The following is a 21,185-nucleotide window of genomic DNA, read 5'->3' as shown; positions in this document are numbered from 1 at the left end:
TATCCTTAGAATTCCCTTGTGCTATTCCTTGGTAAGTATTATCCTTAGAATTCCCTTGTACTATTCCTTGGTAAGTATTATCCTGACTTTCTTTCGAAGAACCTTGTCCCATTGTTAATCTCTCCTATCTATGTATATTCTCTAAAGAGTATATGCTTCATCGCAAAGGGGAGGTGAAACATTTTTTATTGAAAATGGAAACAATCGTTTGCGATATGAGATAAAGCCAACTGTTCCATGATAAGTTGTGTAGAGTTAGGATATATATAATAAATTCTATACTCTCGGCTCACGAGATAGAGAGGAAAAATCAATCTCATTTTTAGATTGATTTGGTTGATGCTTGCTATTTTGTTTAGCTTCTAAAACTATTAATTCGCATACTTTTTTGTTATTACGGTTGAGGTGTTGGAAATACACCAACGGCTCTGATTCCCATTGTTGTTTAACATGTTCATTTTCATAAAAATATTTCTCAACCATTCAAAAAATTGGTTCATATTAATCAATCCTATTCTCTTTATACAATCAGTATATGCAATAAAGTGTAGATATCGGTAACTAGTTTTTCAAAAAGTAGAAACAATAGTATGGTTTGTCCTTGTATTGGACTATATGTATGGATTTTTCACTTGGACAATATCTATAATAAGATTATCTGTACAAAAATTTTTTAAACAATTATTAACGTATTGGAACAATGTTAGAATATGTATAGGATATTCAAAGTTTTGGGAACCAATATCAAGTGTGTTTTAAATATATCACCTACAGCTGGCATACTAAATAAAATCATCGATATTAAGGCTTATCATTTCGATAATCACTTTTTTTATTAATTCCTTTAGTTACACTTGTAGAAATGTGGATGGAATAGCTTTAGCGATATAACCTTGGTGTTAATAAAATGATATAGGTTAATAATTAAAGGGATTATGCGAAAAGAAGGGTATGAGATAAATAAAGGTTAAATCCTATCCTTTATATCAGTGAGAATATTAGCAAACATATATTTTGAATTTCATGTGAAATTCAAAAGTGTGAAACACGATCTTCGTTTCTGAGAAATGCGAGAATTTGAAATATCAGTTTGGAATCAAAAGGTTTTGATTCCAGAACTTTATGTAAGGCATTGTATCAATTGTCTTTTGTACCCTGTGTTCTTCTAAGATAAAATGACTAAATGAGAGAGGAGAATGGCTATGGTAATAAGAGAGAAAGTAATTGAATATACACATACTTTAAAAGATGCAAAAGTGGATAAACCATTTAAAAAATTTCCTGACTATGAAGTTTTCCGACACAAAAGTAATGGGAAATGGTTTGGATTATTGATGTCAGTTGAAAAAAACAAACTAGGTTTAGCCTCTACTGATAGTGTAGAAAACATTGATTTAAAGCTTGATCCAGAAATGATTTCTATATTAAAAAAAGGCGTTGGGTATTTCCCTGCTTATCATATGAATAAGAACCATTGGATTACCGTTATTCTAGACGGATCAATAGAAACCGAACAAATCATTAATTTGTTAGAGGAAAGTTATCACTTGACGAGCTAATGATAACTAAGCACAACGGATTTCCACAGAGATTTTGATCGCAAGTTTTGATCTGGTTGATAAGATGAAAAGTTGAAAAACACCTCATCATATTTATAGAATGTGATAAATTTAACCAAGAAGTTTCTATCCTAAACGGTAAATTAGTGGATTTGCCTGAGTGGGAAACTTAATTAAATAAAATAAACGTATATACCTATTCAAAATATCTGTCAGATAAGAAAAGGGGGAGAGGGATGAATCATTTTTATAAACGAATCCAGTATAAAATCCCTGAGTTGAATCGTGTGGAAAAAAATGTTCTTGATTACTGTTTGCATACTTCTGAAAAAGTTTCTTCAATGACTGCGGATGAATTAGCGATCGAAACCTTTACCAGTCAAGCTACTATTACACGCATGGCAAAAAAACTTGGATTTAAAGGATTTCAGGAATTCAAGTTTGCGATCAAAGGATATCAGTCTTTTGAGAGGAAAGAAGTAACATCAGATGAAAACTATTCTTTAGCCCCTTTAATTAAGGAAATCAGTCAACAATTTACGAGCACACTGGAAAAAATTGATCCGATACTAATTCAATCAGCAGTAGCGATGCTCAAAAAAGCAAAGAGGATCGAGATTTTTGCTTTGGGTCAAAGTATCCCTGTTGCTGTCTCTGTAAATCGTAAATTGCGCTTTTTAGGAAAAAACGTAGGACATTCTACAGATTGGGATGAACTAACGGCTATTAGTCACCAATTGACAGAACAAGATTTAGCGATTTTCATTAGTCATAGTGGAGAAACAATTGGGATGCTCAATGATGCCACGCGATTGAAAGAGCATAGTGTTCCTTTATTGTCTTTTATCGGGCAATCAGCTAGTACATTAGAAGAACTGTCGACAATCTCGTTTATTGCGGAAATGATCACAATCTATCATCAAGACATTGATTTGAGTCCGAGAGTTTCTATAGATATATTACTTGATATTTTGATTATCCAATATGCCAATCAATTGGATTTCTAAAAAAAGAATGCTCATTCCAATTTGTGAATGGGCATTCTTCTTTTTTAAGCACACTTGTAATATCTGTTGATATCGCTTACATTTTAAAAGTAAGAAAACTGTGAGGAGGAAAAAATATGGGAAAAGGAAAGAAAGTAAGTTGGATGGAAATCTTTCAAGGGTTAGGGAAAACATTTATGTTGCCAGTTGCTTTATTGGCATTTATGGGGTTATTTCTTGGGGTTGGGAGTGCGTTCTCATCTGAATCTGCCATTGAAGTATTGCCATCTTTAGGTGCTTCTTGGTTACAAGTCACTTTTCGTTTTATGTCAACGATCGGGGGATTCGCTTTTAGTTATTTACCGGTGATGTTTGCAATGGCGATTCCTTTAGGTCTTGCTCGTAAAGAAAAAGGGGTAGCCGCTTTTTCTGGATTTGTCGGATACGTAGTGATGCAATTATCCATCAACTTCTATTTACAAGAAACAAATCAATTGGCTGCTGCGGATCAATTGCGGGAAGCGGGACAAGAAATGGTCTTTGGTATCCAGACTTTATCAATGGGAGTTCTTGGGGGAATCATCGTTGGATTGATTGTGTACAAACTACATACCAAGTTCTATCAGTTCCAACTGCCAGATAGTTTTGCTTTTTTCTCAGGCACTCGATTTGTGCCGATCATTACTTCCGTTACTTTGGCAATAGTCGGGGTGATTATCCCGATGATCTGGCCCATTTTTGCTACAGTGATTACCGGGATCGGTCATTTGATTCAACGATCAGGCGCTTTTGGACCGTTTCTATTTGGGGCAGGTGAACGGTTGCTCTTGCCATTTGGCTTGCATCATATTTTGGTATCAATGATCCGTTTTACAGAAGCTGGAGGTAGTCAAGTGATTGACGGCCAACAAGTCTTTGGTGCATTAAATATTTTCTACAATGAATTACAACATGGGTTAGCGATCTCACCAAGTGCTACAGCTTTCTTATCACAAGGGAAAATGCCAACATTTATGTTTGGATTACCTGCGGCAGCTTTAGCCATGTATCAAACAGCAAAACCTGAGAATCGCCCGAAAATCAAAGGATTACTGATTTCTGGGGTGATTGCGACTTTCGTGACAGGGATTACTGAACCAATTGAGTTCTTGTTTCTATTTTTAAGTCCATTGTTATGGGTGTTCCACGTGATCATGACTGGAGCTGGCTTTATGCTTATGAGTCTTTTAGGAGTTACGATCGGAAATACAGATGGTGGGGTATTAGATTTTATTATTTTCGGTGTCATGCAAGGAACGTATACTAAGTGGTGGTTAGTATTGTTGGTAGGGATTGGCTGGTTTGCACTTTATTATTTTGTCTTCAAAACAGTTATTTTGCGTAAGAATTTGAAAACACCTGGTCGTGAGGAGAGTACAGATGGGGTGGAATACTCAGAGGAAGAAGTTTCCTATAAAGCCAAAGGGGCGTTCGATGCCCATGGGATACTAGCAGCCCTGGGAGGTGCAGCAAATATCCATTCTCTTGACAACTGCATCACCCGCTTACGTCTAGTAGTCAATGATGGATCGATTATTGACGATGAGCGTCTGAAGAAACTCGGTGCTTTAGGAGTGGTCCACCTAGATGATACCAATGTCCAAGTCATCATTGGAACAAAAGTAACTACAGTGAGAAATCAGCTAGATGCGATTTTATAAAGCAGTTGGGGAACTAGACAAAGGAGGAAAGATGAATGTTTAATGAACCAATCAATCGCAAAGGCACTCATTGTACGCAATGGGATTATGTCGAAGATCGCTTTGGGCAAAAAGACTTGTTGCCTTTCACTATTTCAGATACTGATTTTAGAGTTCCTTCAGTAGTTGAGTCAGCATTATTAAAACGGATGAATCATCCTGTTTTTGGCTATACAAGATGGAACCATACAGATTTCAAATCCGCTGTCAGTAGATGGTATCAAAATCGATTCTCAAGTTTTATCAAGGAAGAGTGGCTGGTCTATAGTCCGTCTGTCATTTATAGTATTAAACAATTATTAACCTTGCTTAGTAATCCAGGAGATGGCGTGATCATCCAGACACCTGCTTATGATGCCTTTTATAAAGTGATCCGTGGAAATCAGCGGAACATCATTTTAAATGATCTGATTTATAGTGAGGGAAAATATCACCTGAATCTACCTGAGTTGGCTGAACAAATGGCCAAACCTGAAAATAAAATCTTATTGCTGTGCAGTCCTCATAATCCAACTGGTAGAGTTTGGACACAAGAAGAATTAAAGGCAATCATCGAACTTGCACAAACACATAAAGTATTTATCATTTCAGATGAGATTCATATGGATATTTTACGAGAAGGGCAAGTCCATCGACCGCTGACCGACTTTATCCAAAAAAATGTAGCCGTTGTTACTTCTGGCAGCAAGACATTTAATTTTCCCGGCTTGATCTTCTCTTATGCTATCCTTCCTGATAGTGACTTACGCCAACGGTTTCTTCAACAATTAAAGGAAGCGGATGGGTTGAGTTCCACAAGTGTATTCGGATTGACCGCAACCATTGCTGCTTATGAGAAATCACAAGAATGGGTCAATGCACTGAATCACTACATTGATAACAATATTATTTTTGTAACTGAGTATCTGAAGCAACATCATCCAGAGATCATCGTAACAAAAAGTGAAGCGACGTATTTAATGTGGCTGGATTGTTCGAAGTTACCTGTTAGTATGGAAGAACTCCAAGCTAGGATGATCCATATTGGTAAAGTCGCAATTATGTCTGGTGCGGTTTATGGTGAATCAGGGAAAAACTTTTTGCGCTTAAATGTCGGCTGTCCAAGGAAAAAACTCGAAGACGGCCTGAACCGTTTGACACAAAGTCTGATGCGTAAAGAGTTATCTAGTTGATTTAAATTAGATGATAGTTGATAAGCAATTATTATTGAATGCTTGTGTATTTTCAAGTTGTGCAAGATCCAAAGACTAATAAGTGAAAGAGTGTAGGACGGAAAGTGGAGTGTTAGTAGTGATTGAAACTACTTTCATGGGGATATTTTCTCCATTGGTTAACCAACTAGGAAATAATATGGAGAACAATGATTTATAAGTGTGAATGTCTGTAACTTTTCATTTCTATTATATTTCACTATCCATAAGCCTGAAATGATTTAAAGAGAATTTACATTGATAACGACAGTTTTTCAAAAAGCTTATCATAAATAAAAAAGCTGTCTTCCAAGTAACTTGGGACAGCTTCATAGAGGTAAGTGGAAATTTTTAGTTTTTCTCGTTGATTTGATGCGCTTTTTGCTTTTCTGTTTCTCTGACGATATAAACGGGACGCTGTTTCGTTTCTAAGAAAATCTTTCCAATATACTTTCCAATTATTCCTAGACAAAGTAATTGCACACCACCGATAAATAAGATGATGGAAACAAGTGAAGGCCAACCGGACGTTGGATCGCCAAAAAGTAATGCTCGTAAAATAATAAATAAGATGGCAATACCCGATCCTACACAAGATAATGCGCCAACAAAAGAAGCGATGTTAAGAGGCGTATCCGAAAAATTGACGATTCCGTCAATCGAGTAATTGAATAATTTCCAGAAAGACCAAGAGGTTTCACCAGCTACACGCTCACGATTTTCAAAAGAAATGTATTCTGTTTTGAATCCGACCCAACTGAATAGCCCTTTTGAGAAGCGATTATGCTCGGATAATTCCAATACTGCATCTACCATTTGTCTTGTCATCAGACGATAATCTCTTGCACCGTCAACCATTTCAGTATCGCTGATTTTATTGATCAATTGGTAAAATTTCTTCGCAAAAAAACTACGAATCGCAGGTTCGCCTTCTCGAGTGGAACGACGTGTACCGATACAATCGATATCCGAGTGAAGCACACGATCAATCATGACAGGTAACAATTCTGGAGGGTCTTGTAGATCCACATCCATGACGGTAATCAAGTCACCAGTAGATGCTTGTAATCCAGCATATAAAGCAGCCTCTTTGCCAAAGTTCCGAGAAAAAGAAACAAAGCGAACAGAGTCATGGCTACTTGCTAATTTTTTTATTGCAGATAATGTTCCATCTTCTGAACCATCATCAATGAAAAGATATTCGAACTCGTAATCCCCTCTATATTTTTCGACTTCTTCAAAAAAAAGTGGTACAGTTTTTTCTTCATTAAAACAAGGGACGATAATAGATATTTTCATACTTTCGATCCTTTCACACATAATTTATCTACAATAGCATCATGAAACATGAGTCTATTGATAAATAACAACTAAACACAACAAGTTTGCTGTTATAGACACCTTAATTAGTGTACCATCTATCTTTCATTTAATAAACTTTTAGATTGATTTTTCTCGGAATATCATGGATGATGGAACAAAAAACAATGAGGATAGAGGAGGATAGCCCATTATTTTTTGGGCGAACATTATGAAAATAAGTACACCAATTGGTCCATTATGGCTAGATGCGGATGCAGTGGGTTTGACGTCTGTCTCATTTCAATTGATTCAAGAAAATCAGCAAGCAGATCCACAAGTGCTTGCTCTTGCAAGAAAAGAGTTAGAAGAATATTTTTCTGGAACGAGACAAGTATTTACTGTCCCATTATCCATTCAAAGAGGTAGTGAATTTCAACAAAGTGTTTGGTATGCACTCGGAAAAATCCCTTATGGAGAGAGTCGTACGTATAAACAAATTGCCGAAGCGGTTAATCGTCCAAAAGCTGCACGAGCCATTGGTCAAGCTAATCGGCTAAATCCTTTGCCTATCATCATTCCATGTCATCGAGTCATTGGCCAAAATGGGCAGTTGACTGGTTACATGGGGAGTGCCGAAAATGGATTGCTGATCAAACGAAAATTATTGATCTTAGAAAATATTTTGTCAAAATAAAAAGCTGTGATTTAAGTGCATAGTTTCCTCAAAACGAACGTTGATGTCTGTTTATTTTTTGGAAATGATGTTCTTTTAATCACAGTTTTTATATTTATTAGTTATTCGAGAATACTCGTGACTTTAATTGTAGTAGTTTAAAGTTGGATCAACCAGATAAAGAATAGTGCCATAATGGTTTGCAAGATTCCAACGGATAATCCATAGGTTAAGAAACGTGGACCTTCTTTCATGAATTTAGCAAAATCCAATCTTAACCCAATAGCAGCTAGAGCGGTAATTTCAAACCAATTGCTGATAAAATGAGCAGACTGATCAATCCATGTTGGAAGAGTGAAGGCACTATTGATCAAACAAAAAATCAGGAAACCTAAGACATACCATGGTAATGGTAGCGATTTTTGTTTGGTTTTTGGTGCATAGACGGAAGTAACAGCCGGTTGTTTATTTTGCATAAATTTTTCAAACAGATAAACAACAACTACTAGCATCATGATACGCATGATTTTAAAAAGCATAGCAAATTGGACAACGGAAGCATCCAATAAACTTGCACCTGCTACAACTTGACCAACAGATTGTAGCGTACCTCCTAATAAGGCGCTTTTTTCGATCAGTTGATCGCCATATAAGTGCAAGCCAAGAAATGGTAGTGTCAACATCATCACTGTACCTAATAAATTCACCAAAGTAATGATTTGTCCTTTTTCTTCTTCAGATGCATGAATACCTGGGGCAATCGAGGCAATCGCAGAAGAACCACAGACTGCATTCCCACCAGCCATCAGCAATGAAGAAGTATCACTAAATAGTAGTTTTTTTCCAATAAGATAAGCACCCACGATAGTCACAGCCATTTGGAGGAGAACAAAGGTTACACCTTTTATCCCGATTTGTGCAATTGTTTGGACGGTTACGGTTGCTCCTAATAAAAAAACAGAGAATTCTAATAACTTGCTCTCAGCAAATTTTGTTCCGATCGAAAGAGTAGGTTGTTTAAAAAAGGTATTTCCCAAGACGATACCTAAAAGAATCGCAAGTGTCGCAGCACCGATCTGGGGAACAAAAAGTGCTAGTAGTTTACTGATAACAGCAACGATAAAAGCAAGTAGCAACCCAGGGAAAATTTTTCTCCATCCGAAGTTTTTTAAAGCATTGAGATAATAAAGTAAAGCATTCATTGATTTGAGTCCTTTCATAAACAATAGTAAAAATAATTTCTAAAATATATTAGCATTAAATCCTTTTTTAATAAAACACAAAATTTTGAGGATGGTAGATAGAGCGTGTATAGAATGTTTAGATTGGATAATCATTGATCTGATCTAAAAATCCAAGTCGCTGAGTTAAAATCTCATAAAATAGGAGGGGGCATTTCCTAAGTTCCTTCCTTATGCCTCAGTGAAGAACGCTTCTTTCACAACTTCTTGATAAACGGTGTTCGAGAAGGGGACCTTCAGCACTAAGCTAAAATCTCACAAAATATGAGGAGCTATTTTCTGAGATTTTTTCTTACTGCTCAGGTCAGCTCCCTTCTCTTACAACCTAAAAAAAGAATCCGAAAATGTCTAAAATCATTTTCGGATTCTTCGGCATATTTGTGGGAGTTGTACAAGTCGCAACTCATATAGTAAAAGATTAATCGATTAGTTCTTTTGTCATGATTGGTTTGTTTTTACGATGTTCTTTGATTAGATAACGTAGGTAATGTCCAAATACGTATAGGATCATTCCTGTAGCGATTAAGCATTCTATTACTTTCAAGGCATCTAATAAACCAGTTGGAATGCCTAATGTATGGAAATAACGAACGGTCGTAAATAAAGCGGTCGCTGAGATGACCAATGGAAATGTGAATGCTGCGTAACTTGGATAAAAGTCAAGAGACAACAAATGTGGCAACATAGCTAGGACGATAAAGTACAAGACTTGTGAAATAACAAATAGTAATAAAACTAAGTAAATATTTGGTTGTACAAAGTTTTTTAAGTAGCCAGTCAAACACAAAGAACCAGGCGCTGCGAGAATCGCAATCAATGGTAGTGTTGGATGTGCCATGTTCTTAACGAAAAAGATTCGTTTGATGATGATCGGCAACAAGAATGCATAGCAAGTTAGCGAGATCCAGAAGAAGATTTTTCCAAGTACTGGTAAAAAGTTTCCAGCTGTGACTGTGATTACACCAAATCCAACATAGATAATGAACCAACTTGGATAGATGGCTTCAATCGATAGATCCGCTTTGATGACATGATGATACGTAAAATAGAATACTAAGACGATTTGGAAGAGCACTGCACATAGCCAAATGAATTTAACGAAAGGAGCAATTTCTTTAAATGGAACGAAGTACGTACAAATGACCATCAACGCCATTGTAAAAGTTGGTGAAACGGATGCGATAATTGGATCATGTAACGTTTGTTTTGTATGCTCGAACAAGAGAAATAATTTACCAAACATTAAAAGGATCAAAATGGTACTGATCGCACCAATGAAATTACCTAATGGGATAAGATGATAATCTTTGAAAAGATTTCCCAAAGAAGCTAAACCAAGAATCATTCCACAAATCGGAATAGGAATAATTTTTAAGAAGTGTTTCATAGCCAGTCTCCCTTTTTCTAAGATTATGATTTGATAGAAGTAGACAGGCTTTAAGAGTAACGTTAGATAGTGGGAAAAATTGATAGTTACGAAGAAATTGTAAGACATCTAACGGGAAATAAACAAATCGCATGTAGTATCTACCTATCTATCGTTACTCATCAAGCTGTCTGTTTGGAGGTGAAAGGGATGATCATCCATCAGACTAGTCAAAAATAGAAAATGATTTGTAATAGTCTGAATACTGCACTAGACAGAATATTTCGCTAATAAAGCACAAAGATGAAAAAACAGGTTGAATATTTCTGTCTGATTACTTGGTGCAGAAGATTCCTTTCATATCCTTTGCTTTACACTTATCATTATAGTGGATTTCTGTTATATTTAAATCAAATAGTTATTATAGTTACTATAAAATTATGTTATGGAAGTGGATAGATGTTTAAATTACTAACAACTTTTCGTGTCGTTTATGAAACTAGAAATTTTTCGAGAACAGCAGAGCTTTTGTATTTGTCCCAACCGGCTGTTTCGAATCAGATCAAACAACTAGAACGAGAGTTAGGAGTAGATTTATTTCAACGTAATGGTCGAAAAGAAATGCAACCAACAAAGCAAGCTGATCTACTTTATGAACGGGCATTAGTCTTATTGGAAGAATGGGATGACACACAACAAAAATTATTGGATGAGCAAAACGAAGAGGAATTGTGTCGCATTGTTGCCTCCCATACGTTTGCAGTTTATTTATTGCCTAAATTAATGAAAGAACTGTTAGCGAAATTCCCTAAAATCAATTTTTCGATTGATTTTGCCAATTCTCATGATGCATTGGATCAAGTGGCAAAACATGAAGCGGATTTTGGTTTTATTGAGAAGCCACTAGAAACCTCTGGTGTTCAAAGATACTCTTTGATCGAAGATGACTTAGTCGTAGCAGGGAGTCCAGAAAACAAATTGTGGTTAGTCAGAGAAACTTCTTCAGGGGTTTTCCATTATACGCAACGTTATTTTGAAGAAAAGAACAAGCAAGAAAAGAAAATGGTTGTTAAAAGTAATGAAGTGATTGCAGCTATGTTGAAAGAAGGGATTGGCCGCTCTATTTTATCAAAAAGAGCAGTACCAGAAGACGTACCTTTTGAACCACTTGATAACCAACGATATTTTTATCTGATTCAACGAACCCATCTCACATCTGAACGTATCTTGGAAGTTGGACAAGAGATTTTGAAGTATTATAAATAAAAAATTTTTCTACAGATGAAATAGGGTTATTTATAATAAAAAAATCCAGTTTTTAGAAAATAGTCACTAGCTGTTTCTTAAATAAAAAAAGTGGAAAACAAGAAATGGATAATAAAATGCAGTATTTTATCGAAATGCTGGTTTGCTCCATCATTTTTAGATTTGATAAAAGGAATGTGCCGTTCTAAATACAAGTGGTGATTATTGTTTTATTGTTATAGATAAAATTTTTTCTCACTGATTTTAGGAATAAGTTCAGTGGGGCGAACCTAGAAGTAAGAAATAAGATTAATTTTTCTCAAATCTCATTTGCTTTGGCTTTTCTTTATAAGTCGAGACAGCTATAATATAGGGCAGTATGGTTTTTAGGAAAAGGGATGAAAGATGGAAAAAAAAATAAAAGCTTCGAATGATAATCGAATTGATTATGGTGTGATCTTACCGGTATTTTTACTGTGTTTGATTGGCCTATTATCTTTATATGTGGCACTTAGTCACGATCCGAATCACCCATCTGTCGTAAGAGGTGTTGGTATGCAGTTGGTTTGGTACTTAGTCGGATCATTGGCTATTGTCATCATTATGAGGATCAATTCAAAATGGATCTGGAAACTTACGCCTTATCTTTATGGACTAGGGTTAGTCGTGATGGGACTGCTATTGAAATTTTATGATCAAAATTTGGCAGCAAGTACGGGTTCAAAAAACTGGTTCCGCTTTGGTTCGGTGACGTTTCAACCTGCCGAGCTGATGAAGATCGCTTATATTTTGATGATGGCATTGATCGTCACAAAGCATAATACACAAGTCAAAGTACGAACGATCAAATCAGATCTTTGGCTGATTGCTAAAATGTTGCTTGTCACTGCACCTGTCTTGGCATTGATCATGGCCCAAGATGACTTTGGGACGATGCTCGTTTTCTTAGCCATTTTTGGTGGTGTGTTCTTGATGTCAGGGATTTCTTGGAAAATCATCGCACCAGTCTTTGCTTTAGCGGTCATCGTAGGTGGCGGTACGATCTTTTTAGTGACGACAGAAGGCGGTAGAGAATTACTTTATAATATCGGGTTCAAATCTTACCAATTCGCCCGAATCGATTCTTGGTTAGATCCTTTCCATGATACATCGGGTATGAGTTATCAACCTGCACAAGGACTTCTTGCCATTGGAACGGGAGGATTACTTGGAAAAGGATTTAATGTGAGTGATATTTATGTTCCAGTCCGAGAGTCAGATATGATTTTCACGGTTATCGGTGAGAATTTTGGCTTTATCGGAGGCGCATTTGTCATTTTCTTGTATTTTGTCTTGATTTATCGTATGATACGAGTTTGTTTCGATACAAACAATGAATTTTATGCTTACATTGCTAGTGGCCTGATCATGATGCTATTGTTCCATGTATTTGAAAACATCGGGGCAAACATTGGCTTACTTCCATTAACAGGTATCCCATTGCCGTTCATCAGTCAAGGGGGGTCATCTATTTTAGGAAACATGATCGGGATTGGTTTGATCTTATCAATGAGATACCAAAAGGAAGCACCAGCAAAAATTTCAAGGAGGTAACGCAACTTGTTTACTTTTTACTGGTACCCCAAATGTTCTACTTGTCGCAAAGCCAAAACATGGCTTGACAATCACCAAGTCGTGTATCAAACGATTGATATGATCCAATATCCGCCAACTGCTGAAACGATTGAAATATGGCTGAAGCATTCGGATATACCAATTCGCCGTATTTTTAATACCAGCGGGATGAAATACCGAGAGCTTGGTCTCAAAGACCAAGTCGACAGTCTTTCGATCGCCCAAGCAAGTCAGTTGCTTTCCACGGATGGGATGCTGATCAAACGACCACTGATCGTCAAAGAAAATCAACTTGTCGCAATTGGATTTAATGAAAAAACATACGAAGGAGCATTGATTTGAAAATGGCTGGGAAACACTTAAAGAAAAAAGATAACCTATGGATTTTATTTAATGGGAAAGAATATTGTGTGGGTTTGACCAAAGAAGCTCAAGATGAATTAGGAGAAGTGACTTTTGCGAATCTGCCTAAAGAAGGTAAGACATACAAAGCAGGGGATTCATTGATCGAAGTAGAAGCTGAAAAAGCAGTCAATGAGTTTGTCAGTCCACTAAGTGGCACGATTTCTTCAGTAAATGAAAAAATCAACGAAAATATTGCTATTTTAAATGATGAAGATGAAATGAATGCATGGATCTTAAGCTTCAAAGGCGTCGATCCAGAAGAGTTCGCAGCGCTATAATAATGCTTCGGATAAAAGATTGACACACATTCTTTCTGCTGATATAATCATAACAACTATATTGAAAGCTTTGAAAAGAAGAGTACATGTCACGGATGTTCCAAGAGAGCCCTATTTGCTGAGAAGGGGTAACAGAAATGAGATGGAAGATGGTCTTAGAGCAGAATAAGTGAGCATCAGCAAACTTATTACGGGAGTGCCCGTTACAGCACAGCAGTATGCGACAGAGTTCAAGTACTGAAAGAGGTTGTTATTGTGAAATAGCAGCGAATCAAGGTGGTCACACGGAAGTCTAAACTTTCGTCCTTTTGCTAAACGCAGAGGACGGAAGTTTTTTTGTTCCTCAGGAAAAATTTGAAAAGAAAGATGTGAAGGATATGTCATTGATCCAATTGACGAATGTCAAGAAAACATTTGGCGGGAAAAACGGGACGATTCACGCCATCAACGATGTTTCTTTAAGTGTTGAGCAAGGCGATATCTTCGGAATCGTAGGGTATTCAGGCGCAGGAAAAAGTACCTTGGTCCGATTATTGAATGGACTGGAGTTGCCGACAAGTGGAGAAGTTATTGTGAATAAGCAAAATATCACAAAATTGAAAAATAAAGAGTTAAGAGTATTTCGTAAAAAAATCGGTATGATTTTCCAACATTTCAACCTTTTATGGTCGAGAACAGTTCTTGAAAATATCGAATTACCCTTGGAGTTAGCAGGAGTGCCTAAACAAACTCGCAAAGAACGTGCAGAAGAATTATTACGTTTAGTCGGTTTAGAAGGTAGAGGTCAAGCCTATCCATCACAATTATCCGGTGGGCAAAAACAAAGAGTAGGGATTGCTCGGGCATTAGCCAATGATCCTGAAATCTTACTTTGTGATGAAGCGACAAGCGCACTAGACCCACAAACGACAGAAGAAGTCTTAGATCTCTTATTAGCGATCAATAAAAAATTGAATTTGACGATCGTCTTGATCACTCATGAAATGAACGTGATCCGCAAAATTTGTAATAAAGTTGCTGTCATGGAACGTGGAAAGGTCGTGGAAGAAGGCGATGCACTGACTGTATTTCGTCATCCGCAACAAGAAGTGACAAAGCGCTTTGTCCAACAAGATATCGAACCTGAAGCGGAATCTACGGAGCTGTTAGCTGAATTGATCAAAGAAAATCCTAATGGTCGTTTAGTGACATTGACATTCAATGAACAAAATGCCAATGAACCTGTTATTTCCCAAGCTATTCGCCACTATAATGTAGATATCAATGTGGTTTATGGGAAAATCAAACAAACAAAAGATGGCTCATTTGGCTCATTGACGACATTGATGCTAGGAGAGGAAAAAGAGTTGGATCAAGCAGAAACATTTATCAAAGAACAAGGTGTTGGGGTGGAGGTGATCCACCATGGATAAAAGCTTTGCAGAAACGTATTTGGATTTTAGTCAAATCAATATGGAAACAATGAAACAAGCGATCATCGATACACTTTATATGACTTTAGTTTCCATGGTATTAGTGACGGTCATCGGATTAGTATTAGGTTTGATCTTGTATTCGATCGGACGTCAAAACAAACCTTATGCACGGATCATCTATGGTATCGTGTCGATCATCAGTAATATTTTCCGATCCACGCCATTTATGATCTTGATGGTGCTGATCATTCCATTTACTAAAGCTATTGTAGGAACTATGCTTGGTGCTCAAGCAGCTATCCCAGCGTTGGTATTATCTGCAGCTCCCTTTTATGCTCGTTTAGTGGAGATTGCTTTTCGTGAAGTCAGTCCAGGTGTACTAGAAGCAGCAGATGCAATGGGTGCTAGCTACTGGCAAATCATTTGGAAAGTGTTGATCCCAGAAAGTGTTCCAGCATTGATCTCTGGGTTGACTGTCACAACTATTTCGATGATCGGGTTCACTGCTATGGCTGGTGCGATCGGTGCCGGTGGACTAGGTGGTTTAGCTTGGCAAGAAGGTTACCAACGTGGTAATTTAACGGTGACATTTGTCGCTACATTGATTATCTTAGTGATCGTATTTATTGTTCAAGGAATTGGAGACTTTTTAACTAAAAAAACAGATAAAAGATAATAGGAAATAGGAGGATATAGGATATGAAGAAGAAAATTTTTGGATTTGCAGCAGCACTTTTACTGACAGTTGGTTTAGCGGCATGTGGGAGCGAAAATAAAAGTAGTGATTCATCCAGCAAAGAAAATGATTCTACTTTAAAAGTAGGCGCATCACCGACTCCTCATGCTGAAATTTTAGAACATGTGAAACCAATATTGAAAGATGAAGGAATTGATTTAGAAATCGTTAAATTCGATGATTATGTGTTACCAAACCAAGCATTAGCAGAAGGCGACATCGATGCGAACTATTTCCAACATATCCCTTATTTGAACAAAGAAATCGAAGAAAAAGGTTATGACTTTGTCAATGCAGGAGCTGTCCATATTGAACCAATGGGCTTGTATTCAAAACAAATCGATGACATTTCTGAATTGAAAGATGGCGCAACGATCATCACTTCAAATTCTGAGTCTGACTGGGGTCGGATCATCACAATCTTAAAAGATGCAGGTCTAGTCACAGTGAAAGATGGGGTTGATTTAGAAACAGCCACTTTTGACGATATTGATGAAAACCCTAAAAACTTGAAATTCAATCATACCATCGATCCTGCATTATTAGCCTCTACGTACCAAAATGACGAAGGTGATCTAGTAGCAATCAATGCGAACTTTGCTTATGGCGCTGGCTTAAATCCATTAGAAGATGCCGTTTTATTAGAAAAAGACAACTCACCATATGTCAACATCATTGCTACACGTAAAGGCGATGAAGACAGTGAGAAAATCAAAAAATTGATGGATGCACTACACAGTGAAGACGTTCAAAACTGGATCAAAGAGAAATGGGAAGGCTCCGTCAAACCAGTCGATGCAAACGCAAAGTAGAGATCGTGAAAGAAGCGCTTTGATCTGAATATTAAGACAGGAAATTGAAAAATAGCTTCCTATACTTTACAATTTTCTGGCTTAATATTGAAGATCAGCTTCTTGAACACCGTTTATTAAGGTTGTGAAAAATCCGTTTAGCTCTGAGTATTAAGAAGGAACTTGGGGAAATAATTTCTCATATTTTTTCAAGTTTCGGCTTAATACCGAAAGAGCTGGCTTTTGAACACCGTTTACCAATGGTTGTGCACGAAGCTTTTGTTCTAAATAGGTAACAAAAAATATCGTAAAGCATGAAAAATGTTTTACGATATTTTTGTATTGTTTTTAGATCTAGTTTTCTCGTAAAGCTAAGTTTTATTATTTTTTTTCAAACTTATATACATATTTCCAACCATGAGTAGGTCAAACAAACTATTTTAGAAAACTTGGATAAAATGATCGGAAATATTCAAACCCGTTTTCTAAATAGGAGTCACTTGAAGCAAAAAATCTAAAATACAGTTCTTAACTAAAAGAGGAGTAAAAATGAAAAATAAAGGAGTTAAAGGAACTATATTTCAGTCGGAATTTTAGTCATTGTTGTAGCAATTATGTTGATTTTAAGATATACGATATATAAAAATAGTCAATTCGATTTTTTGACACTGATTTCATTCATTTTTTTATAGAGTATGAGATTTTTCACTACGATTTTTTATCCTTTGTTTAGATTATAAAAATTATCATCTAGAAGTAAGGGTTTAATAGGAATAAATCAAATTTATTCAATTTTTAATAAGGATGATCATTGCGATTCATTCTCAATTAGTCTAAAATAAGTGAGAACGAAACAGAATTTGGAGGGAATTTGCATGTCTGTCTTAGAAATTAAAAATTTACATGTGTCGATCGAGGATAAAGAGATCCTTAAGGGCGTCAATTTAACAATGAAAACCGGTGAGATCCATGCGATCATGGGACCAAACGGAACAGGAAAATCTACCTTATCTGCGGCAATCATGGGAAATCCTAACTATGAAGTGACGGAAGGTGAAATCCTTTTTGATGGTGAAAATGTCTTAGACTTAGAAGTCGATGAACGGGCACGTTTAGGTCTATTTTTAGCCATGCAATACCCAAGTGAAATTCCGGGAATTACCAATGCAGAATTTATGCGTGCTGCAATCAATGCCACACGTGATGAAGACAATAAGATTTCTGTCATGTCATTTTTAAAAAAATTAGATGAAAAAATGGCACTTTTGAATATGCCAGAAGAAATGGCAGAGCGTTATTTGAATGAAGGATTCTCTGGTGGTGAGAAGAAACGCAATGAAATTTTACAATTGTTGATGTTGGAACCAACATTTGCGATTTTAGATGAAATCGACTCAGGATTGGATATCGATGCTTTGAAAGTCGTTGCTAAAGGAGTCAATGAAATGCGTGGCGAAAACTTTGGCGCATTGATCATCACCCACTATCAACGTCTCTTGAACTATATCACACCTGACGTGGTGCATATCATGATGGATGGTCGAGTGGTGATGACTGGAACAGCTGATTTAGCAAAACGCCTTGAAGCAGAAGGATATGCAGGAATCAGTAAAGAATTAGGAATCGACTACAAAGAAGAAGAAGCGTAAGGAGGAGCACATCTATGAAAGAGAATAAATGGCTCGATTATCTTGACGCTATCACTGACTTATCCTTGATCAAAGGAGAACCAGAATGGATGACGAACTTCCGTCAAGAGGCCTTGAAAAAAGCAAGTGAGCTACCTTTGCCTCATATCGACCGCGTGAAATTCCATCGTTGGCCGTTGTTTGATGTTGCACCGATCGCTGATGCCAATTTGGATGCAGGAAATGTAGCAGCTTTTGATGCGATGAAAGACAATCCAGTGGTGGTGCAACAAGGAACATGGACGGTATTTGAACAATTACCTATAGAACTAGCTGAGCAAGGTGTGATCTTTACGGATCTGTTTACTGCTATACAAGAGTATCCTGAACTGGTCCAAGAATATTATATGACTAAAGCAGTACAAATGGATGAAGACCAATTGACTGCATTACATGTTGCCTTTATGAACAGTGGCTTGTTCTTATATGTACCTAAAAATGTTGTGATCAAAGAACCAATTGAAGCATTATTTATGCAAGAAGGAAGTTTGGCTCAACATTTCTTTAAACATGTGTTGATCGTAGCTGACGAACACAGTGAATTTTCTTACTTGGAACGTTTCCAAACTACAGGAGAAGAACTACAAAAAGCTTCAGGCAATATCATTGTTGAAGTGATCGCTAAAGCAGGAGCAAAAGTGAAATATGCTGCTGTTGATCAACTAGGAGAAAACGTGACTGCTTATATGAACCGTCGTGGTTATATTTTACGAGATGCATTTGTTGATTGGGCTATCGGGGTAATGAATGACGGCAATATCGTAGCTGACTTTGATTCGGATCTAGTAGGTAATGGTGCCCACGCAGAAGTGAAGATCGTCGCTATTAGTTCCGGTAAACAAATTCAAGGGATCGATACTCGAGTAACGAATAAGGCCCCTCATACCATCGGCCACATTTTGCAACATGGAGTGATTCGTGAACGAGGCACGTTGACATTCAACGGTATCGGTCATATCTTGAAAAACGCCAAGGGAGCAGATGCTCAACAAGAGAGTCGTGTCTTGATGTTGTCAGACAAGGCAAGAGGCGATGCGAATCCGATCCTTTTAATTGATGAACATGAAGTGACAGCAGGACATGCGGCTAGTGTAGGGCGTGTGGATCCAGAAGAAATGTATTATTTGATGAGTCGTGGTCTTCGGAAAGAAGAAGCAGAACGCTTAGTGATCCGAGGGTTCCTAGGCTCAGTCTTGACGGCTATCCCAGTGGAATCTGTGCGTAAAGAACTTGTGTCAGTGATTGAAGGGAAGTTAGAGGTATGATCTCTCCAGAAAAAATTCGTCAAGAATTTCCAATCTTATTTCAAGATGTCAATGACGAACCTTTAGTTTATTTGGATAATGCAGCAACCAGTCAAAAGCCGAAGAAAGTTCTAGAAACGCTGAATCATTATTATACAAGTAATAATGCGAATGTTCACCGTGGAGTCCATACCTTATCGGAACGTGCAACCCGTGATTATGAAGCTTCACGAGAAAAAGTCAGAAGCTTTGTTAATGCGAAAGAAACAGAAGAAATCTTGTTTACTCGAGGGACAACGACTAGTTTGAACTGGGTAGCGAGAAGTTTTGGTGAATTCTTTATCCAACCTGGTGATGAAATTGTGCTTTCTTATATGGAACATCATTCCAATATCATCCCTTGGCAACAATTAGCTAAAAAATCTGGTGCAACACTAAAATATATCGAATTGACTGAATCAGGCACATTAGATATGACTCATGCCAGAGAGTTGATTACAAATAAAACAAAAATCGTCGCTATTGCTCATGTATCCAATGTTCTAGGAGTCATCAATCCAATTGAAGAACTAGCAACACTCGTGCATGAACAAGGAGGCGTAATCGTCGTTGATGGCGCACAGTCTGCCCCACATATGAAAGTCGATGTTCAAAATTTGGACTGTGATTTCTTTGCATTTAGCGGGCACAAAATGTGCGGACCTACGGGGATTGGTGTTTTATATGGGAAACGGAAATGGCTTGAACAAATGGAACCAATCGAATTTGGCGGCGAAATGATTGATTTTGTCGGTCTTGAAGATAGTTCTTGGAAAGAACTTCCTTGGAAATTCGAAGCTGGTACACCGAATATTGCCGGTGCTATTGCATTAGGTGCGGCGATCGACTATTTGAATTCCCTTGATATAGAAAAAATTCATCAATATGAAGCAGAACTTTCTGCCTACGTGTTACCAAAATTACAAGCAATTGAAGGCTTGACAATTTATGGACCCCAAGATCCTGCCTTACGCACAGGTGTGATCGCTTTTAATTTAGATGGGATCCATCCTCATGATGTAGCCACAGCGCTCGATATGCAAGGGATCGCAGTTCGTGCCGGTCATCATTGTGCACAGCCACTCTTAAAATATTTGCAAGTCGCTGCTACAGCAAGAGCTAGTTTCTATATTTACAATACCAAAGAAGATGCCGATCGTTTAGTTGAAGCAATCATTGCTACAAAGGAGTTTTTCCAACATGGGACTATCTAAATTAGACAACCTTTATCGACAAGTGATTTTGGATCATTCAGCTTATCCCCATCATCACGGAACGTTGAGTGCAGCAACGAGTAAAATCGAGATGAACAATCCCACTTGTGGTGATGTCATCGAGTTACAAGTCGACATCAAAGACGGACGAATCAATAATATCGCTTTTGATGGCAGTGGGTGTTCAATCAGTACTGCCAGTGCCTCAATGATGACAGATGCTGTCATTGGCAAAACCATCGAAGAAGCGATGCATTTGACGGTAGATTTTTTACAACTAGTGCAAGGAAAAGAAACACGTGATCCAGATCAGTTAGGGGATGCCGCTATCCTTAGCGGTGTTGCTAAATTCCCTGCGCGTATCAAATGTGCGACACTTGCCTGGAAAGCACTAGGTAAAGCAATGGAAGAAGACGGTACAGCAACCTTCCATCATGACCACAAGGAAGAGGAGTGAGAA

At 37.3% G+C, this 21,185-nt stretch carries 19 protein-coding genes and 1 other annotated feature; of the genes, 16 read left to right on the top strand and 3 right to left on the bottom strand.

Annotated elements, in window-relative coordinates; all coding sequences use genetic code 11:
- Positions 1–1,202: 1,202 nt before the first annotated feature.
- From A5844_RS09750 to A5844_RS09735, 4 genes are all read left to right on the top strand, one after another.
- On the top strand, positions 1,203–1,559 hold the full coding sequence (locus A5844_RS09750) for an MmcQ/YjbR family DNA-binding protein (protein WP_086284992.1): 357 nt from the start codon (positions 1,203–1,205) through the stop codon (positions 1,557–1,559).
- Positions 1,560–1,795: 236 nt separating this feature from the next.
- Positions 1,796–2,566 (top strand): MurR/RpiR family transcriptional regulator, encoded by a 771-nt coding sequence (locus tag A5844_RS09745; RefSeq protein WP_086284991.1) that lies wholly within the window; start codon positions 1,796–1,798, stop codon positions 2,564–2,566.
- A 116-nt stretch (positions 2,567–2,682) separates the two neighbouring features.
- Entirely contained in the window at positions 2,683–4,245 is a 1,563-nt protein-coding gene (gene malX / locus A5844_RS09740; RefSeq protein ID WP_086284990.1) for a maltose/glucose-specific PTS transporter subunit IIBC, read from the top strand.
- 35 nt (positions 4,246–4,280) lie between these two features.
- Positions 4,281–5,456: a MalY/PatB family protein gene (locus tag A5844_RS09735; protein ID WP_086284989.1), complete on the top strand. Its 1,176-nt coding sequence runs from the start codon at positions 4,281–4,283 to the stop codon at positions 5,454–5,456.
- Positions 5,457–5,825: 369 nt separating this feature from the next.
- Here A5844_RS09735 and A5844_RS09730 read toward each other — a convergent pair whose 3' ends face one another.
- Positions 5,826–6,773 (bottom strand): glycosyltransferase family 2 protein, encoded by a 948-nt coding sequence (locus A5844_RS09730; RefSeq protein WP_086284988.1) that lies wholly within the window; start codon positions 6,771–6,773, stop codon positions 5,826–5,828.
- A 232-nt stretch (positions 6,774–7,005) separates the two neighbouring features.
- On the opposite strand from A5844_RS09730, the gene A5844_RS09725 reads away from it, so the two are divergent.
- Positions 7,006–7,470, top strand: coding sequence for a methylated-DNA--[protein]-cysteine S-methyltransferase (locus tag A5844_RS09725; RefSeq protein WP_086284987.1), 465 nt, complete (start codon positions 7,006–7,008; stop codon positions 7,468–7,470).
- Positions 7,471–7,607: 137 nt separating this feature from the next.
- Here A5844_RS09725 and A5844_RS09720 read toward each other — a convergent pair whose 3' ends face one another.
- Together A5844_RS09720 and A5844_RS09715 are read right to left on the bottom strand one after the other, a co-directional pair.
- On the bottom strand, positions 7,608–8,651 hold the full coding sequence (locus A5844_RS09720; RefSeq protein WP_086284986.1) for a YeiH family protein: 1,044 nt from the start codon (positions 8,649–8,651) through the stop codon (positions 7,608–7,610).
- Between the two features lie 457 nt (positions 8,652–9,108).
- Positions 9,109–10,077, bottom strand: a complete 969-nt coding sequence (locus A5844_RS09715; RefSeq protein WP_086284985.1) for a TDT family transporter — start codon at positions 10,075–10,077, stop codon at positions 9,109–9,111.
- A gap of 438 nt (positions 10,078–10,515) precedes the next feature.
- On the opposite strand from A5844_RS09715, the gene A5844_RS09710 reads away from it, so the two are divergent.
- From A5844_RS09710 to sufU, 11 genes are all read left to right on the top strand, one after another.
- Positions 10,516–11,322, top strand: coding sequence for a LysR family transcriptional regulator (locus A5844_RS09710; RefSeq protein WP_086284984.1), 807 nt, complete (start codon positions 10,516–10,518; stop codon positions 11,320–11,322).
- Between the two features lie 384 nt (positions 11,323–11,706).
- On the top strand, positions 11,707–12,894 hold the full coding sequence (locus A5844_RS09705; RefSeq protein WP_086284983.1) for an FtsW/RodA/SpoVE family cell cycle protein: 1,188 nt from the start codon (positions 11,707–11,709) through the stop codon (positions 12,892–12,894).
- 6 nt (positions 12,895–12,900) lie between these two features.
- The gene (locus tag A5844_RS09700; RefSeq protein WP_086284982.1) at positions 12,901–13,257 is read left to right on the top strand and encodes an arsenate reductase family protein; all 357 of its coding nucleotides are present in this window, start codon (positions 12,901–12,903) and stop codon (positions 13,255–13,257) included.
- A 2-nt stretch (positions 13,258–13,259) separates the two neighbouring features.
- Positions 13,260–13,598 carry a glycine cleavage system H family protein gene (locus tag A5844_RS09695; protein WP_086285257.1) on the top strand — a complete coding sequence of 113 codons (339 nt, stop codon included), beginning with the start codon at positions 13,260–13,262 and terminating at the stop codon, positions 13,596–13,598.
- Between the two features lie 61 nt (positions 13,599–13,659).
- Positions 13,660–13,909, top strand: a binding site (T-box leader).
- A gap of 66 nt (positions 13,910–13,975) precedes the next feature.
- Complete coding sequence (locus A5844_RS09690) at positions 13,976–15,010, top strand: methionine ABC transporter ATP-binding protein (protein WP_086285256.1); 1,035 nt, start codon at positions 13,976–13,978, stop codon at positions 15,008–15,010.
- A complete protein-coding gene (locus A5844_RS09685) occupies positions 15,003–15,689 on the top strand; it encodes a methionine ABC transporter permease (RefSeq protein ID WP_086284981.1) in 687 nt (228 codons plus the stop codon). Before A5844_RS09690 ends, A5844_RS09685 begins: the two co-directional genes overlap by 8 nt.
- A 23-nt stretch (positions 15,690–15,712) precedes the next feature.
- Entirely contained in the window at positions 15,713–16,561 is an 849-nt protein-coding gene (locus A5844_RS09680) for a MetQ/NlpA family ABC transporter substrate-binding protein (RefSeq protein ID WP_086284980.1), read from the top strand.
- Positions 16,562–17,415: 854 nt separating this feature from the next.
- Complete coding sequence (gene sufC / locus A5844_RS09675; protein ID WP_086284979.1) at positions 17,416–18,189, top strand: Fe-S cluster assembly ATPase SufC; 774 nt, start codon at positions 17,416–17,418, stop codon at positions 18,187–18,189.
- Between the two features lie 14 nt (positions 18,190–18,203).
- Complete coding sequence (gene sufD / locus A5844_RS09670) at positions 18,204–19,493, top strand: Fe-S cluster assembly protein SufD (protein WP_086284978.1); 1,290 nt, start codon at positions 18,204–18,206, stop codon at positions 19,491–19,493.
- On the top strand, positions 19,490–20,725 hold the full coding sequence (locus tag A5844_RS09665) for a cysteine desulfurase (RefSeq protein WP_086284977.1): 1,236 nt from the start codon (positions 19,490–19,492) through the stop codon (positions 20,723–20,725). The genes sufD and A5844_RS09665 overlap by 4 nt, the downstream gene beginning before the upstream one ends.
- Positions 20,712–21,182, top strand: coding sequence for a Fe-S cluster assembly sulfur transfer protein SufU (gene sufU / locus A5844_RS09660; protein ID WP_086284976.1), 471 nt, complete (start codon positions 20,712–20,714; stop codon positions 21,180–21,182). Before A5844_RS09665 ends, sufU begins: the two co-directional genes overlap by 14 nt.
- Positions 21,183–21,185 lie beyond the last annotated feature (3 nt).

This window comes from Candidatus Enterococcus wittei, from assembly GCF_002140175.1.
GTDB lineage: Bacteria > Bacillota > Bacilli > Lactobacillales > Enterococcaceae > Enterococcus_B > Enterococcus_B wittei.
Note: the sequence above shows the minus strand (reverse complement) of the source record. Positions and strands in the feature narration are given on the sequence as shown.